The organism is Shewanella sp. SM21, from assembly GCF_025654335.1.
Taxonomy (GTDB): domain Bacteria; phylum Pseudomonadota; class Gammaproteobacteria; order Enterobacterales; family Shewanellaceae; genus Shewanella; species Shewanella oncorhynchi.
Genome location: NZ_JAKKRL010000012.1, coordinates 99,619 through 114,786 on the forward strand (window position 1 = coordinate 99,619; position 15,168 = coordinate 114,786).

16 protein-coding genes are annotated in these 15,168 nt (G+C 47.0%); 3 read left to right on the top strand and 13 right to left on the bottom strand.

All coding sequences use genetic code 11. The features are described from left to right. Positions 1-159: 159 nt before the first annotated feature. The 3 genes from hutH to hutC form a co-directional block, all read right to left on the bottom strand. Positions 160-1,701 carry a histidine ammonia-lyase gene (hutH, locus tag L5L94_RS16440; RefSeq protein ID WP_173242519.1) on the bottom strand — a complete coding sequence of 514 codons (1,542 nt, stop codon included), beginning with the start codon at positions 1,699-1,701 and terminating at the stop codon, positions 160-162. 52 nt (positions 1,702-1,753) lie between these two features. Further along, positions 1,754-3,421 carry a urocanate hydratase gene (hutU, locus tag L5L94_RS16445; RefSeq protein ID WP_263164097.1) on the bottom strand — a complete coding sequence of 556 codons (1,668 nt, stop codon included), beginning with the start codon at positions 3,419-3,421 and terminating at the stop codon, positions 1,754-1,756. Between the two features lie 159 nt (positions 3,422-3,580). Continuing rightward, positions 3,581-4,288 carry a histidine utilization repressor gene (hutC, locus tag L5L94_RS16450; protein WP_263164100.1) on the bottom strand — a complete coding sequence of 236 codons (708 nt, stop codon included), beginning with the start codon at positions 4,286-4,288 and terminating at the stop codon, positions 3,581-3,583. Between the two features lie 173 nt (positions 4,289-4,461). On the opposite strand from hutC, the gene hutI reads away from it, so the two are divergent. Then, entirely contained in the window at positions 4,462-5,688 is a 1,227-nt protein-coding gene (gene hutI / locus L5L94_RS16455; protein ID WP_263164103.1) for an imidazolonepropionase, read from the top strand. Positions 5,689-5,784: 96 nt separating this feature from the next. Here hutI and L5L94_RS16460 read toward each other — a convergent pair whose 3' ends face one another. The 5 genes from L5L94_RS16460 to L5L94_RS16480 all read right to left on the bottom strand — a co-directional run bounded on the left by L5L94_RS16460 (position 5,785) and on the right by L5L94_RS16480 (position 8,813). Further along, a complete protein-coding gene (locus tag L5L94_RS16460; protein WP_263147162.1) occupies positions 5,785-6,537 on the bottom strand; it encodes a siderophore-interacting protein in 753 nt (250 codons plus the stop codon). After that, on the bottom strand, positions 6,530-7,090 hold the full coding sequence (locus tag L5L94_RS16465) for a MarR family winged helix-turn-helix transcriptional regulator (protein ID WP_263147165.1): 561 nt from the start codon (positions 7,088-7,090) through the stop codon (positions 6,530-6,532). The genes L5L94_RS16460 and L5L94_RS16465 overlap by 8 nt, the downstream gene beginning before the upstream one ends. Before the next feature lie 166 nt (positions 7,091-7,256). Beyond that, positions 7,257-7,613, bottom strand: coding sequence for a hypothetical protein (locus tag L5L94_RS16470; protein ID WP_263164106.1), 357 nt, complete (start codon positions 7,611-7,613; stop codon positions 7,257-7,259). A gap of 155 nt (positions 7,614-7,768) precedes the next feature. Further along, positions 7,769-8,305 (bottom strand): protein tyrosine phosphatase family protein, encoded by a 537-nt coding sequence (locus L5L94_RS16475; protein ID WP_014611817.1) that lies wholly within the window; start codon positions 8,303-8,305, stop codon positions 7,769-7,771. 229 nt (positions 8,306-8,534) lie between these two features. Beyond that, complete coding sequence (locus L5L94_RS16480) at positions 8,535-8,813, bottom strand: hypothetical protein (protein WP_263164109.1); 279 nt, start codon at positions 8,811-8,813, stop codon at positions 8,535-8,537. A gap of 225 nt (positions 8,814-9,038) precedes the next feature. Here L5L94_RS16480 and L5L94_RS16485 point away from each other — a divergent pair, with 225 nt between their 5' ends. After that, positions 9,039-10,862 carry a glycerophosphodiester phosphodiesterase gene (locus L5L94_RS16485; RefSeq protein ID WP_263164112.1) on the top strand — a complete coding sequence of 608 codons (1,824 nt, stop codon included), beginning with the start codon at positions 9,039-9,041 and terminating at the stop codon, positions 10,860-10,862. Between the two features lie 8 nt (positions 10,863-10,870). Here L5L94_RS16485 and L5L94_RS16490 read toward each other — a convergent pair whose 3' ends face one another. Further along, on the bottom strand, positions 10,871-11,302 hold the full coding sequence (locus L5L94_RS16490) for a hypothetical protein (protein ID WP_263164115.1): 432 nt from the start codon (positions 11,300-11,302) through the stop codon (positions 10,871-10,873). Positions 11,303-11,683: 381 nt separating this feature from the next. Between L5L94_RS16490 and mtnC the strand changes: the two genes are divergently transcribed. Then, on the top strand, positions 11,684-12,364 hold the full coding sequence (gene mtnC, locus L5L94_RS16495) for an acireductone synthase (protein ID WP_263164117.1): 681 nt from the start codon (positions 11,684-11,686) through the stop codon (positions 12,362-12,364). Between the two features lie 89 nt (positions 12,365-12,453). Here mtnC and L5L94_RS16500 read toward each other — a convergent pair whose 3' ends face one another. The 4 genes from L5L94_RS16500 to L5L94_RS16515 all read right to left on the bottom strand — a co-directional run bounded on the left by L5L94_RS16500 (position 12,454) and on the right by L5L94_RS16515 (position 15,161). Further along, positions 12,454-13,545 carry a hypothetical protein gene (locus L5L94_RS16500; protein ID WP_263164120.1) on the bottom strand — a complete coding sequence of 364 codons (1,092 nt, stop codon included), beginning with the start codon at positions 13,543-13,545 and terminating at the stop codon, positions 12,454-12,456. Between the two features lie 267 nt (positions 13,546-13,812). Beyond that, a complete protein-coding gene (locus L5L94_RS16505) occupies positions 13,813-14,199 on the bottom strand; it encodes a carboxymuconolactone decarboxylase family protein (protein ID WP_263164122.1) in 387 nt (128 codons plus the stop codon). A 212-nt stretch (positions 14,200-14,411) separates the two neighbouring features. Beyond that, entirely contained in the window at positions 14,412-14,762 is a 351-nt protein-coding gene (locus L5L94_RS16510; protein WP_105250933.1) for a MerR family transcriptional regulator, read from the bottom strand. A gap of 3 nt (positions 14,763-14,765) precedes the next feature. Continuing rightward, positions 14,766-15,161, bottom strand: a complete 396-nt coding sequence (locus L5L94_RS16515; RefSeq protein WP_263164126.1) for a GFA family protein — start codon at positions 15,159-15,161, stop codon at positions 14,766-14,768. Between the last annotated feature and the right edge of the window lie 7 nt (positions 15,162-15,168).

The following is a 15,168-nucleotide window of genomic DNA, read 5'->3' on the forward strand; positions in this document are numbered from 1 at the left end:
AAAAGGCACAAGCAATCTGCCTGCACCTTAAATTTTGCCTTTTAACGCTTATTTTTAGCACATTGAGGTGCAAAATCTGGGCGCGATAACAAAAGCACCTCAGTGCAGCCTATTCCCGCGGAGTAAACACCTGTTCAGCCATTAAACTAAAACAAACGCCTAAAAGCTGGCTAGCGTTCCTGCTGGCAAATAAGTGTTAAAGCTCGCTGTATACAACAAATCTGTCGCGGCTTCGATATCTGGCGCGAAGTATCTGTCTTTATCGTAATAGGCGACGACTTCACGCAATTCGGCTTTAGCCTTAGCCACTGCAGCACTTGGGGCTAAAGGAGCGCGGAAATCTAAACCCTGAGCCGCCGCTAACAATTCAATTGCCAGTACACCACGGGTATTTTCGCTCATATCGCGCAAGCGGCGGGCAGCAAAGGTCGCCATAGAGACGTGATCTTCTTGGTTAGCCGATGTTGGCAAGCTGTCAACTGATGCCGGATGAGCGTAGGTTTTGTTCTCGGACGCCAAAGCTGCCGCAGTGACTTGAGCGATCATAAAACCTGAGTTGACGCCGCCGTTTTTCACCAAAAATGGCGGCAGTTTCGACAGGCTAGAATCGATTAGCAGTGCAATACGACGCTCGGCAATGGAGCCCAGTTCAGCAATCGCAATCGCCAGATTATCCGCCGCCATAGCCACGGGTTCGGCGTGGAAGTTACCGCCAGAAATGATATCGCCTGTATCTTGGAACACCAGTGGGTTATCGGTTACGCCATTGGCCTCTGTGCCTAACACATCGGCAGCGTGACGAATTTGGGTCAAGCAAGCCCCCAGCACCTGTGGCTGACAGCGCAGTGAGTAAGGATCTTGCACCTTTTCACAGTTAGCATGACTTAAGCTTATCTCAGACTCTTCACCCAGTAGATGACGGAAGACCATGGCCGAATCGATTTGACCTTTCTGACCACGCGCCGCATGGATGCGAGGATCAAACGGGCTACGGCTGCCCATAGCGGCTTCGACGCTCATGGCACCGATCACTGAACTTGCTGCGAACAAGTCTTCGGCATGGAACAACCCTTCCAGCGCCAGCGCAGTCGACGCTTGTGTGCCGTTAAGCAAAGCCAGCCCTTCTTTGGCCGCTAAATCGATTGGCTTGAGACCAGCGATTTCTAAACCTTCGGCAGCAGAAATTAACTCGCCTCGATAGCTCATTTCGCCTTCACCCAGCATAGGCAAACACATGTGCGCCAGTGGCGCTAAGTCACCCGAGGCGCCGACTGAACCTTTTTCTGGCACGCAGGGATAAACTTCGGCGTTCACTAAGCTGATTAAGAAGTTAATCACTTCTAAACGAATGCCTGAAAAACCACGGCTTAACGAGTTGATTTTTAACACCATCATCAAGCGCACTGTGGCATCTTGCATGTATTGCCCCGTGCCAGCGGCATGTGACAACACGATAGAACGTTGCAGCAATTGCAGATCTTCGGGCGCTATCTTGGTATTGGCCAACAAGCCAAAGCCCGTGTTGATGCCATAAACGGTACGGCCTTCATCCAACACTTTCTGCACGATTTGCGCACTGGTGTTGATATCAGTAATGGCCTCAGGTGCGAGTTCCAGTGTCAACTTATGACGGCTGATTTCGCGCAATTGCGCTAGGCTCAAGCTGCCCGGCGTTAACACTAAGTGATTCACAGATTTCATATTTTTAGCTCCAAGCTTTTAGTTATTATTGTTATTGAGTCGTTAGCATCGGCTAGTCTTGCATAGGTAAATCGAGGCCCTGCTCCTTGGCGCAGTTTTTCGCAATCTCGTAGCCCGCATCGGCATGGCGCATCACGCCTGTCGCGGGGTCATTCCACAGTACACGGCCAACCCGTTTTGCCGCCGCATCTGTGCCGTCACACACAATGACCACACCCGAATGTTGGCTAAAGCCCATGCCGACGCCGCCGCCGTGGTGCAAAGATACCCAAGTTGCACCGCTGGCGGTGTTGAGTAGCGCGTTCAGCAATGGCCAATCGGATACTGCATCTGAGCCGTCCAGCATAGATTCGGTTTCGCGGTTCGGGCTGGCAACAGAGCCAGAATCTAAGTGGTCGCGACCAATTACCACGGGCGCCGACAACTCGCCATTTTTGACCATTTCGTTGAAAGCTAACGCCAAGCGAGCGCGATCTTTTAAGCCAACCCAGCAAATACGCGCTGGCAGACCTTGGAAGGCGATACGCTCGCGCGCCATGTCTAACCAATTGTGCAGGTGTGGATTATCTGGGATCAGTTCTTTGACTTTAGCGTCGGTTTTGTAGATATCTTCGGGATCGCCAGATAACGCCACCCAGCGGAACGGGCCAATGCCTTCACAGAACAGTGGGCGAATATAAGCAGGTACAAAACCTGGGAAATCGAAGGCATTTTCAACACCCATTTCAAACGCCATTTGGCGAATGTTGTTACCGTAATCGAGCGTGGCTGCACCCGCGGTTTGCAGGTCGAGCATGGCTTGTACTTGCACCGCCATCGAGGCTTTCGCCGCTTTCACTACGCCCGCTTCATCAGTTTTACGCATGGCCGCAACCTCAGCCATAGTCCACCCCTGCGGCAGATAACCGTTTAATGGGTCGTGTGCAGAGGTTTGGTCGGTCACCACATCTGGGGTAACGCCGCGTTTAACTAATTCAGCAAACACATCGGCGGCATTCGCTAATAAGCCCACTGATACTGGCTTACCAGCTTGGTTCGCCGCTTCAATCATGGCTAATGCTTCATCGAGCGAAGTGGCTTTTTTGTCAACATAACGAGTACGCAGGCGGAAATCGATGCGGGTCTCGTCGACTTCACAGGCTAACACCGAGAAGCCAGCCATAGTGCCCGCCAGCGTTTGCGCGCCGCCCATGCCACCTAGCCCGCCAGTGAGGATCCATTTGCCTTTGGAGACACCCTCAAAGTGCTGTTTTGCGACCGACACAAAGGTCTCGTAAGTGCCTTGGACTATGCCTTGAGTGCCGATATAGATCCAAGAACCAGCCGTCATCTGACCGTACATGGCTAAACCTAGCTTGTCTAACTCGTTGAAATGTTCCCAGTTCGCCCAATGTGGCACTAGGTTTGAGTTAGCAATCAGCACGCGCGGTGCATCAGCATGGGTGCGAAATACGCCCACAGGTTTGCCCGATTGCACTAATAAGGTTTCGTCGTCTTCGAGGCGTTGTAAGATTTCGATAATTTTGTCATAACAATCCCAATCGCGGGCGGCGCGGCCGATACCGCCGTAGACGACTAAGTCTTCTGGGCGCTCGGCGACATCGGGATGTAAGTTATTCATTAACATGCGCATTGGCGCTTCTGTGAGCCAACTCTTACAGCTTAATTGTGTGCCATGCGGTGCAATAATACGGCGGCTTGGGTCGTGGCGCTTATCCATTGAATTTTCCTCTTTCAACCTGTGGTGCTAACTCGTATTCGCTAAGTCGCTAATACGGGTTAGCACTATTGTTTTTATTGTGTTTTTATCTATCTATTTGTCGAAATAATCTAATAGGGTAAAGCTGTTAAGGTTACTGATTTAAATCTGCACCTAACGTTACTTGCTAAAGGTTAAGTGGCCGCCGAGTTTAAAACGGCTACCTGGGTGAACTAATTTTGCGAAACTCACGACGCCTTGGCGTGACCAAGTGCGGCGTAAAATCTGTAAACAGGGCTCAGTGGCGGGGATTTCGAGCCTTTGCTGTAATGCTTCACTGGCGATAATCGCTTCAATCGTGTGATGCGCCTCGGTCAGCGGTGCCACTTGGGACAAATATTCGTGGGGTGTCTGCTGGGTAAAATCCTGCAATAAATAATCGGGCACCAACTCGGGATTCACATAACGCTCTTCGACTTGCAACGGTAAGCCCTGCTCGCAATGCACTAAGATCGAATGGAATACTGTCGCACCGTGCTCAAGTCCAAGGGAAATTGCGATACTCGTACTCGCCGCGACTTGCTCTAACGCCCATTGCTGTACGCTATAGCCGTGGCCACGGTCTTTTATCTCATCGGCAATATTGCGGATCGCCAACATAGACGACTGGGATTTACACCCTGCGACGAAAGTGCCTAGCCCTTGAGAACGCTCAAGCACACCGCTATCCGTCAGCTCGGTTAGCGCACGTCGCGCCGTCATTCGGCTGCAGGTAAACAAATCGGCAAGCTGATTCTCAGAAGGCACGCGAGCATGTTCTTCCCACTCACCCGACTCGATAGAGGAGATAATGTATTGCTTAATTTCTGCAAACTTAGGAGTAGCCAAAACATTTCCTCAATATAGAGCGCTAGAATCTAGGTACTATTCACTCTTTCAAACGTTCAAAATTGCGGCTACAATCCTAGCTTGTATATACAAGTAAATACAAGCCAGCTCACATAAATTTAATAAACCGTTAATCACTTGGTTAACATCTGCCAGCACAGCGAGGGGAATACATGTCTTGGGATCAAGTTTGGATAGACGTTAACTTAGCCACAATGGACCCTTCCATATCAGCACCTTATGGTGCGATCACCAATGCGGCCATCGCAGTAAAAGATGGTAAAATTGCTTGGCTTGGCCCCCGCAGCGAACTGCCGGCCTTCGATGTGTTGTCCATTCCCGTTTACAGAGGCAAAGGCGGCTGGATCACTCCAGGATTGATTGATGCCCACACCCACTTAATCTTTGCCGGTAATCGCGCCAATGAATTTGAGTTACGCCTACAAGGCGCGAGTTACGAAGAAATTGCCCGCTCAGGTGGCGGCATTATTTCAACCGTTAAAGCCTGCCGCGAGGCGGATGAAGCAGAATTATTTGAACTGGGCCGCCAGCGCCTAAACGCGCTCGCCAAAGAAGGGGTGACTACGGTTGAGATCAAATCGGGTTATGGCTTAGATACTGAAACTGAATTGAAAATTCTGCGTGTCGCCCGCGAGCTCGGCAAGCATCACCATGTAGATGTGAAGACCACCTTCCTCGGCGCCCATGCAATTCCGCCTGAGTATAAAGACAATAGCGACGGCTATGTCGACCTAATTATCAATAAGATGCTGCCCGCAGTGATCGCTGAGAACCTTGCCGATGCAGTGGATGTATTCTGCGAAAATATCGCCTTTAACCTTGAGCAAACCGAACGGGTACTCAGCGCAGCCAAAACGGCGGGCTTAGAGATTAAACTCCACGCCGAGCAGCTAACCAATATGGGCGGCAGCGCACTGGCCGCACGTCTTGGCGCTAAGTCTGTGGATCATATCGAGTACTTAGATGAAGCAGGCGTTAAAGCCTTAAGTGAAAGTGGCACCTGCGCCGTACTGCTGCCGGGCGCATTTTACTTTTTGCGGGAAACCCAAAAACCACCTATCGATTTACTGCGCCAATACGGCGTACCTATGGTGCTCGCCAGCGATTTCAACCCAGGTTCATCCCCCATTTGCTCAACCCTGTTGATGCTGAATATGGGCTGCACCTTGTTCCGCTTAACACCAGAAGAAGCCCTAACTGGACTCACCTTAAATGCCGCCAAAGCACTCGGAATTGAAGACACGGTCGGCAGTTTAGTCGTTGGCAAACAAGCCGATTTTTGTCTGTGGGATATCGCCACGCCTGCACAGTTGGCCTACAGCTACGGCGTCAATCCCTGCAAAGATGTAGTGAAGAATGGCAAGCTAGTTCACCAGTAGCATAGATCCATCAATAATAGGTGCATCAGCAGCATAAACGGCATAAGCGAAGGTTAGATAAGGTCGCTCAATCAAACTTGGCGACCTTATCTGAATTTAAACACTGGCCCCATTTTCTAACAGCTCATCTTCTTGCTTTACCAGCTTATGCTCACCTTCGTTACAGCCTATTTTCCAATAGCTCGAGGTATAAAAATGACTCTTAGGCAATGCATGCGCTTGCTTAAAGTGTCTTCTTAACGCGCGCATACTATTAAATTCACAGGCAATCCATACGGCAGGCTCGCCAGCAAGCCAAGGTAATTGGGCTATTCGCTCAACCAAAGGGCGACCTTCGGGATCGGCCTCAGGATTGATCACCCAATGCAGCTCGACATGTTCAGGATGCACGAGAGGTTGAATGTCGGCTTCGCTCAATACTTCAATCACGGCATAACCCACGGCATCCTTTGGTAATTGCGCTAAGTTCACGCTAATGGCGGGTAAGGCTGTCATATCACCTGCGAGTAAAAACCAATCCGCCTCAAAGTTGATCAGTTTTTTAAGTCCGGGTCCGCCAATTTGAATGAGTTCGCCCACCTGCGCCGTTTTCGCCCAACTCGATGCGGGGCCGTCGGTATCGTGCAGCACAAAATCCACATCGATTTCATCATCGCGTTGCTGACGGATAGTGTAAGTTCGCATTAATGGACGCTCACCCGCTTGTGGGAATAACAACTTGATATAGGCACTCTCTTGATCGGCAGGAAACCCAGCCAATCCCGCACCGCCTAAGGTGATGCGTAACATATGCGGAGTGATATAAGTCGAGCGGATCACTTCTAGCTCACGTGGTGCAGGTTTATTCATTATGATTTTCTCCTATTGCGTTTTCTGCCGTTAAGCGCAACTCAATGGCTCCTTTTCCAGCCGTATCTTTTGGCTTACTAGATGGTCTTTTTTGAGTAAGGCAATCAGTTTCACTTTTGGCGGCAGCGGCATCATCCACACTTTTACTGATCCTATTGGCAAGTTTAATAAAAGTATCGACTTCGTCTGAACTGAGCGCCTGCGTCATGCGCGCCACGGTTTTACGTTCTGAGGCATTGATCTGAGTCATGATCTTTTCCCCCTCAGCCGTGGGTCGCAGCAACTGACTGCGGCCATCCTTAGGGTTATCGATTTTAGTGATCAACCCACTCTGCTGTAGCTCATTAAGAACACGGGTAATTTGTGCTTTATCCCGCTGCATACGCAGGGCGATAGACTGGGCCGTCGATTCAGGATTACGACAAACCCCCTTCAAGGCACGGATATGAGTGACAGGTAAATCAATCTTTTGTGCAGCAATATCACTACGCAATTGCTTTTTGTAGGCTTGCACTAATCTGTGCAAGGTTTCACTGAGTGACAATGAAGGCATAGAAGGCTCTCGATATAGTTGACTGTATCAACAATATCGAGATTAGTTGATTGTGTCAACTATACCGGCTAGCGTTAAACAATTATGACGATGCAACATTATAAATCGAAGCTTTATTCCATTCCGTAATGCTCATGCGTCACCTTACCTATCACTCATTAACGCTTTAGAGGCAAATAAACGCGTCTCGCTCAAAATAAAAAAGAATAGCTTCAAGTAATTCGCTATCTGTCCATTGCGCTTTTTGCATTGTGTAGTTGTCAATGACATCTTCGATTTGATCCATATTCAAGAAGTAACAATAGCCACTTTTAAACAGGCTATTTTCAAACTCATCAAATTCTTGATCCGAAAAGTTATTGGTACTACCCACTATCGGTAATAAAGTTGTCGTGAGTTGAATATCATCATTCTGTGAAGTGTCCTCATAAACAAGCCAATATCCGAGACCTCGATTAGAAATACATTTATCTATCCAGCCCTTTACTGATTCAGGCCTATCAAGAAATGGTGTTATATCCACTGATATTTTTCCTTTAAATGTCAATGTTTGCTAAACGGCAAAAAATTTAATTCTGTATTAGGACGATAAGTGAATTCAAATAAAAATTATGTTTTGGCGCTATTCCATTCTTCCTCGAATTAGCGCCATCACATTATAGGGCGTGTCGCCAAGGATCAATGTCCGTATTTAGCACTCACTTCCGTAAGTAACGCTTGCCATTTAGGGTAAATCGTTAACTCATCATTCCATGGCGCCATGGTCTGTGCCATGTTGGGATTTTGGCCTTGTTTTAACTGATATAAATAAGCAAACGCTGAGGCTCGATAATTAGCGAGACAATGCACTAATACATCTTTCCCCTTATGCTGATCCATAGCCGCAAAGAAGGCTTCCACATCTTCGACCTTTGGATTTTGCCAATCCACGGGAATATACACATAGTCCATTCCGGCCTGAGTCACGAGTTTACCTTCATCAGGGTGGGCATCTTTACTGCTGTCCGGCATAAGATTGATCACCACATCCACACCAGCTTGTTTAAGCAGTGAAAATTGCTGCTCATTTGGTAAACCTGAGCTTAATAACTGCGGCGCTTGCTGTTGTAATGCACGAATACCCTGAAGATTTTCGATCGATTCTATATTGGCATTCGCCAGTGGAGCCCCCAAAAACAGGGCAAGAACAAGGCTTGAAAGTACGGGATTTCTCATCAATAACTCCTTGGCTAACATAAAAATCAGAGGCTTGCTTAATCCTCTGATAATCCTGTACCACCGAAGTTCAGCAAATATCATCCCAATCCACCACAAATGCACAAACCTTTGAGCTAGCACTCATTTTTCGCGCCGAATTAACGATGGTTGCATTTCATCTTGGGAGATTTAGCAATCGGTTGCAAATATCGATGACTTACCTCTCAACATTTTTAAAAGCAACGGGCTAAAACATATTAAAAATCAACCATAAAAACAAAATAGAAGGTATTACCATCAGCGTGCTCACAACCACATATACCCAATGTTTGAAATAGATAAAGATCCCGATACCCACAATATTGGCAACAACAATAGAAATCACCAGCAGCAAAGGGGAGGCAATATGTGCAATATTATTCAAAACTCGAGATGTTGGGATATGGATTATCACTCCCGTAGAATTCAGCACAATCAACACTGCCAGTAATGAAAATGCCATCAGTACCCAAAAAAACTTACTCATTGTCCCTATCAACCTGTTATCCCTACATCCATCAGGATTATAAAGGTTCGTACCCCTATATGGCATACACTATTGAGTGTAATTATCTGTTTTACAAAGCACACCACCGAAAGCAACAGACAGGCATAAATCATCATCTTACCCAAGGTAATAAATTCGATGGCTAACCTTAAACCTGAAACGCTGCTAAATTACAGTCCTAACTCGCACGATTAAGGAAGCTGCATGCTCAATCCTGAACACAGTTACTGGCATGACACGCTTAAAGCCATTCGTCGCTGCGGTAGAAAACTCATTGAATTTGAACTGTTATTCACCTTAGTGTCGGCGGGTATTGTCGTCCCGTCTTTTGGCTGGCTACTGCGCCATCTGATTGCCAAAACGGGCAATGTCACCATTACCAATTACGACTTAATCGCCTTTGCCATGTCTCCCTATGGCTTGCTGTTTATGGTCATTACTCTATTCAGCAGCTTTACCGTGTTTTTTACCCAACGTGCTGGAGTCACTATTCTCGCAGCATCTGGCTTATACGATATTCCCATTGGCCCAGTGCGGGCGCTGATTTTCGCGACAGCGCGCTTACCCGTATTTATTCGCCTTGGTAGCATTTATGCGGCTTGCTTACTGCTGCTCAGCGTACCTTTTATCGGGTTAGGATATCTGATTTTCAGCGTGTTTCTACAGGGACACGATATTAATTACTACTTGTATTTCAAGCCTATAGACTGGTACCTCGCCTTAACGAGTATGGCGTTCTTAGCGATAATCTATGTCCTTGTTGCCTTATATCTGTGGGCCAAAGCGGCCTTTTCACTGACGATTATTGTGAGTGAAACGACCGATGCTTTGACGGCACTCAAACGCAGCTGGCAATTAAGCGTAGGCAATGAACGCCCGATTATGTGGCACGCTGCGGGTTGGTGGTTGAGGATAGGTGCTTTGGCGTATCCCTTAATACTGCTGATCTCCTGGGGAACCGATAGCTTACTCGATAGGGTTACGCTGACACTTTCGGCAGAATTAGCCATTTTGGCCCTCGTCTCTGCACTGATTTTTATGCTCAGTGCGGCATGGTCCTTACTCGGCATGTTTGGGGAAGCCTTTATCATCTTACTGTTATACCGCCAACTGGGAGAAAAACCCGCAGGGTTAGAACGCCTTGGGCGACAAACGGTAAAAAGAACGTCTGAACTGTCGCTTTATACAATAAGCGGGGTGTTAGTCGGTACTTTTTTAATCATGTTGGGATTAGGGGTATATGCCCTCAATAGTGAACCACAAAGGGATGACATCCTGATTACTGCACACCGTGCTGGCGCAGCTAGGGCACCAGAAAATACCCTTGCGGCTTTGCGTTTAGCGATTGCAGAAAAGGCGGACTATGCCGAAATCGATGTGCAAACGGCATCCGATGGCACCTTAATGGTATTGCACGATGCTGATTTGATGCGCATAGCGGGCGATCCAAGGCGAGTTGCCAACCTCAATGCGAGTGAAATGCAACAACTTGATGCGGGGAGCTGGCACAGTGCCGCTTTTGCAGGGGAATCTGTACCAACACTACTAGAGATGCTTAATGAGGCACGCAACAAAATCGGTTTGAACATTGAGCTTAAATATAATCAAGCCGATCCCAGCTTGGCGCAGGCCGTTGTCGCCTTATTGCAACAAGAGAAAATGACACAACAAGTGGTGATTACATCGCTCGAAGCAAGAGCCATTGAAGAAGTGCAACGACTCGACCCTTCCATTCACACTGGCCTTATCGTCACTCAATCCATTGGCGATCCCATTAAGGCGAATACACAATTCTTAGCGGTCAATCAATCGATTACTAACGAAAAATTTATCGCCAGAGCACACAAAGGAGGTAAGCAAGTGCATGTATGGACAGTAAATAATCCACGGCAAATGCTGCGCATGTTGGCGCTGGGAGCCGATGTGCTCATTACCGACTATCCGCAGGAAGCCGTGGAAATCCGAGAACAGTGGCTCGCGTTATCCCCTGTTGAACAAACGGCACTGCGCCTACGCTATGTTCTATAAATTCTGCTTTATTTACTCAACCTCGCCTCGAAACGCTTAGCTCTGCGTTGAAGCAACCAAAAGAGGCTTAACACCCCAAATGAAGCGGCTAAAGTGGTCAACGTTAGAGCAAAACCTTTGAATGAAAACAGGTTTACAGTAAAACCATCTAACACTAGTACCGCCAAGCCAAGCGGCATTTGGATAAGCACAGCGGTAAACCAATCGAAGGGAAGTTTAGGAAAGATCCTGTGGTAAGCATAAAGCACTAAACCTGCAAGCAATATCAGCAAACTCGCATCATGAGCCGCTAACAAAAGATACTCCACACTGTTATGCGAGATGTGAGGCACCGCACTCAACATGTCCAACATATAACCCGCGCTCGCGACTAATGAGAAACTGATAAAACTCAATAAAGCTAATAAGATACCAAAGCCAAGTGCGGGTAAATATTTCATGTAAGGTCTCTCTATTCGCAGGTGAAATATGCTATCTCGTCTCCCGAAAACCACAGCATGCAAGGTATAAAGGAGTAAAGAGACATTAACTACAATAGCAGCCTAAATTTCCCTTAGCTATTAAGACCATAGTCTTATGTCTACCACAAACTTGTGCGCAATAAACGAGATGAAATCCAGTATCAAATTAGTGTTTTCTCGGATAATCAGTGGATAAGCTTTTAAAATTACTAGATTAATCAAATTTCAATCTTATCGCTTAGTGATATCACCCACAATTTGCCCATGTGTTTGGGTGAAATAGACTAGCCAATTTCACCAATAACGCTTAGGATCGGAGTTGCATTTTTTAGCCAACATATTGTGGAGTATCAAAACATTATGGGTATCAGAGCCATAGTCGTAGACACAGCAGGCACCACGACAGACCTAAACTTTATCCAAGATGTACTATTCCCCTATTCTGTCAAAGCCTTGCCAGACTTTTTAGAACAGAACCAACACAATGTATTGGTTGAAAACTGTATTTGTGACACTAAAGATATCGCCCTAGAGCCCGAGGCTGACTTAGAGCGTGTAACTGAGATCCTGCAACAGTGGGTCAACGAAGACCGTAAAGCTACGCCACTTAAAACCTTACAAGGGTTAATTTGGAAGCAAGGCTATGCACACGGTGAATTTAAGGGCCATATCTTCCCGGACTTTATTGAAGCAGTGAAACGTTTTAGCGCACAAAATCTACGTATTTACAGTTTTTCATCCGGCTCTGTCGACGCGCAAAAACTGTTGTTCGGCCACAGTGACGGCGGCGATTTAACTGAAATGTTTAACGGCCATTTCGACACCCGTACGGGCAACAAATTAGATAAGCAGGCTTACTGCAATATCCTCAACACCATCAGTTTAAGCCCCAAACAAGTGCTGTTTGTGTCTGATGTTATTGAAGAATTAAAGGCTGCCGACGCTGCGGGTATGATGACCTGCCAAATGGTTCGCGACAGCAAGCAACGCACTGGCGAGTTCCGCAAAATCAGCAGCTTCGATGAGCTGCTGATTGAATAATGCGATTATTGAATAACACGATAGTCAGTTCAAGCTGATTTAGCCGATAAAACGAAAGCGACCTTGTGGTCGCTTTTTTATTAATTGGCTCAATTACCCTTAACCGCTAGCGGAAACGCGGCCGAGATACATTTTTCCACCTCAAAACGATAACCATAATCCGCATTCTTATCGGGTGTGATCAGCAAAATCTCGTAATCATTTAATTCAATCACATTCGACTCGGCAGGCTTTTTACAACGCGAGCGGCCATTGGCTTCAAGTGAAAATGCGAACGTAGCTAGCCATTGCCGCACTAAGTACTGATATTGAGTTCGCACCGAGGCGTAGGCCTTTTTGCGATCTTCCTCTTCCAGCTCGCTATCATCATTACTATTCTCAGCCTTGCTTGATTTATCGCTTTCAGAGTCAAGAGCAGTCTGAGTTAGCTCTACAATCGGTACCGTCAGCACATCGGTCGCATCCGGCAACCGTCCCGATTTAGGCTCGCGAGGCGCATGCTTAGCGGCTTCTTGGGGAGAGGTAATAAAGTTGCCAAACGAGGTTTCAATGCGAGTCTCTAAATCAATTAACAGGCTCAAGTGATACAAAACCACAGTCGCTAGCACGATACGGATCAAAAAAGTCGTTTTACGGAATGAAGTATGCGAGGTAAGCCGTAACGATTTGACACCTAAAGGTTTAAGCAAAAAGATCAATATTAAATAGATAGGAATAATCAACTGTAATGCCAACAGCACGATCGCGCTTACCATCAAAAACCAAGCGGGCATATAGAGTAAAATCGCTAAGTTATGGGTGTAATTGAGATCGCTTGCTGAGACCCCAACCACTTCGTTAACTATCGCGCCAGACCAGCCCAAAGCAAAGTTGGCAATCATCGCATAAAACAGCAACAACACAGCTTTGCCCGCCAAACTATGCCAAACCCGCTCGAACACAGGCCAAAACTCGATGGCCATAGCGATTACGGCAATCACAGCGACCAACCCCATTAACTCGCGACTAAAAGCCAATATCAAAGCAATAAGATACAGCTTTTGCGCAAAGGATAACTTAGCAACCCCTTGAATAAGACAACGCCAGAACTTGCCCACACCTAAACGGATTTCACTCAGTGATGGTAAGCTGAGTTTTCGCAAGTATTGGCGAGCCGAACCAATGTAACCGATTAAATTCATTATTCTTTTACATTCCATTGAAATAGTAAGACGGGCAACATTTGCCACTGTAATGTGCAAAGCACAGTGATGGCAACTGTGCCACTCAATCTCGGTACATTGGTAACTTTGGCTATCTCTAGCCAAAGTCGAATGTTCTGTTTAGAGTCGAATGAAAGCCCTGCAACACCCCATCGCCAGTTTAAATCTAACTAAAATGAACTTGAGAGGAAATTAAAGCGGCCTTATGGTCACTTTTGCAAATCGATAAACCTGACTCAGGACTAACTAAACGACGCTTAACTCCCGCTCAGAAAATACGGTTTTAGCGACAAACATGCCATTAAGTGCAGCAGGAAAGCCAGCATAAACCGACATTTGCAATATCACCTCAACAATTTCCTGCGGCGTACAACCCACATTCAATGCGCCATTAATATGTACGTTTAACTGTGGCTGGCAATGCCCTAGCGCCGTGAGTGCGGCAACTGTCACTAGCTCCCGCGTCTTAAGGTCGAGCCCTTCACGCTGATAAATATCCCCAAAAGGATATTCAATAATGTACTTGCCTAAGTCAGGGCAAATATCGGCAAGACTGCGGATGACTTTCTCACCCACCTCACCGTCGATTTCAGTCAGTTTAGCGAGGCCCTGCACATATCTTTGATTACTCATTTTTAGCTCCTGTTGGATTAAATCACAGCAAGCAGCCTAAACCTTAGAGTTAACTCTAAGTCAATGGTTCATTGATGGATGACACAGGCAAGGCGGATCAGTAAAACTAACCCTCTGTTTAACTCGCCGGCTAGAGGCGCAAGCAAATAGAAAAGTAAATAATATTAGCTTTTTAGCATTTAACCACAAATGTTAGCGACTGAGCTTAGCCACTAAAAATGAGTTTGGTAATAGTGAATTTTTTGCTTAAGGGCAGCCAAATGCTCCTGCTCTTGGCGAATACGCTCAGCCAATTGTGTTGCATGTTGCTCGAGCAACTGCTGTCGCTGGCCAGCGGTTGCATCGCCTTGGACACGCAACTCGGCATAGGTCAATATCTGCTTTAACGGCATGCCCGTTTCTTTTAAGCGATTGATAAACCCAATCCATTCCGCTTCTTTCGCCGCATAATCACGATGCCCGCTGCCATTTCGAACGACAGACTGCAGTAGGCCAATTTTCTCGTAATATCTGAGCGTATGCGCCGACAGCCCTGTGAGTACAGCAAACTGACCTATGTTCATAATCTAACGATCCGCAGGATGGTTAACGCCATCATTCGTGGGCACATTTTCGAGATCGAATGGATTGACCCCTTCGAGGCAACCAATGTTGTAACCATACTCATGCGGATTGGAACGCCGCTGGTGATGGGTGTAAATACCGCAGATAGAGCAGAAGTAGTGTTTGGCAGTTTTGGTATTGAATTCATAGAGTTTCAGCACATCCTCACCCTTGAGGATCTTAATCCCCGCCAGTGGCACAGAACCAACAATGGCCCCTTTACGACGACAGATAGAGCAATCGCAACGGCGTGGATTTTCGATGCCATTAGGCAATGACAACTCCAATACCACGGCACCGCAATGGCAAGACGCTCTGTGTTTTGGCTGAATAAGAGTATTGCCCACTTGTTTAATCACGCCCACT

Bases quoted from the DNA above. Each gene is read 5' to 3' on its own strand.
- hutH (WP_173242519.1), bottom strand. From the start codon at position 1,701: ATGAAATCTGTGAATCACTTAGTGTTAACGCCGGGCAGCTTGAGCCTA.
- hutI (WP_263164103.1), top strand. From the start codon at position 4,462: ATGTCTTGGGATCAAGTTTGGATAGACGTTAACTTAGCCACAATGGAC.
- L5L94_RS16500 (WP_263164120.1), bottom strand. From the start codon at position 13,545: ATGAATTTAATCGGTTACATTGGTTCGGCTCGCCAATACTTGCGAAAA.
- hutU (WP_263164097.1), bottom strand. From the start codon at position 3,421: ATGGATAAGCGCCACGACCCAAGCCGCCGTATTATTGCACCGCATGGC.
- L5L94_RS16510 (WP_105250933.1), bottom strand. From the start codon at position 14,762: ATGAACATAGGTCAGTTTGCTGTACTCACAGGGCTGTCGGCGCATACG.
- L5L94_RS16505 (WP_263164122.1), bottom strand. From the start codon at position 14,199: ATGAGTAATCAAAGATATGTGCAGGGCCTCGCTAAACTGACTGAAATC.
- L5L94_RS16490 (WP_263164115.1), bottom strand. From the start codon at position 11,302: ATGAAATATTTACCCGCACTTGGCTTTGGTATCTTATTAGCTTTATTG.
- L5L94_RS16460 (WP_263147162.1), bottom strand. From the start codon at position 6,537: ATGAATAAACCTGCACCACGTGAGCTAGAAGTGATCCGCTCGACTTAT.
- mtnC (WP_263164117.1), top strand. From the start codon at position 11,684: ATGGGTATCAGAGCCATAGTCGTAGACACAGCAGGCACCACGACAGAC.
- L5L94_RS16475 (WP_014611817.1), bottom strand. From the start codon at position 8,305: ATGAGAAATCCCGTACTTTCAAGCCTTGTTCTTGCCCTGTTTTTGGGG.
- L5L94_RS16480 (WP_263164109.1), bottom strand. From the start codon at position 8,813: ATGAGTAAGTTTTTTTGGGTACTGATGGCATTTTCATTACTGGCAGTG.
- L5L94_RS16485 (WP_263164112.1), top strand. From the start codon at position 9,039: ATGCTCAATCCTGAACACAGTTACTGGCATGACACGCTTAAAGCCATT.
- L5L94_RS16465 (WP_263147165.1), bottom strand. From the start codon at position 7,090: ATGCCTTCATTGTCACTCAGTGAAACCTTGCACAGATTAGTGCAAGCC.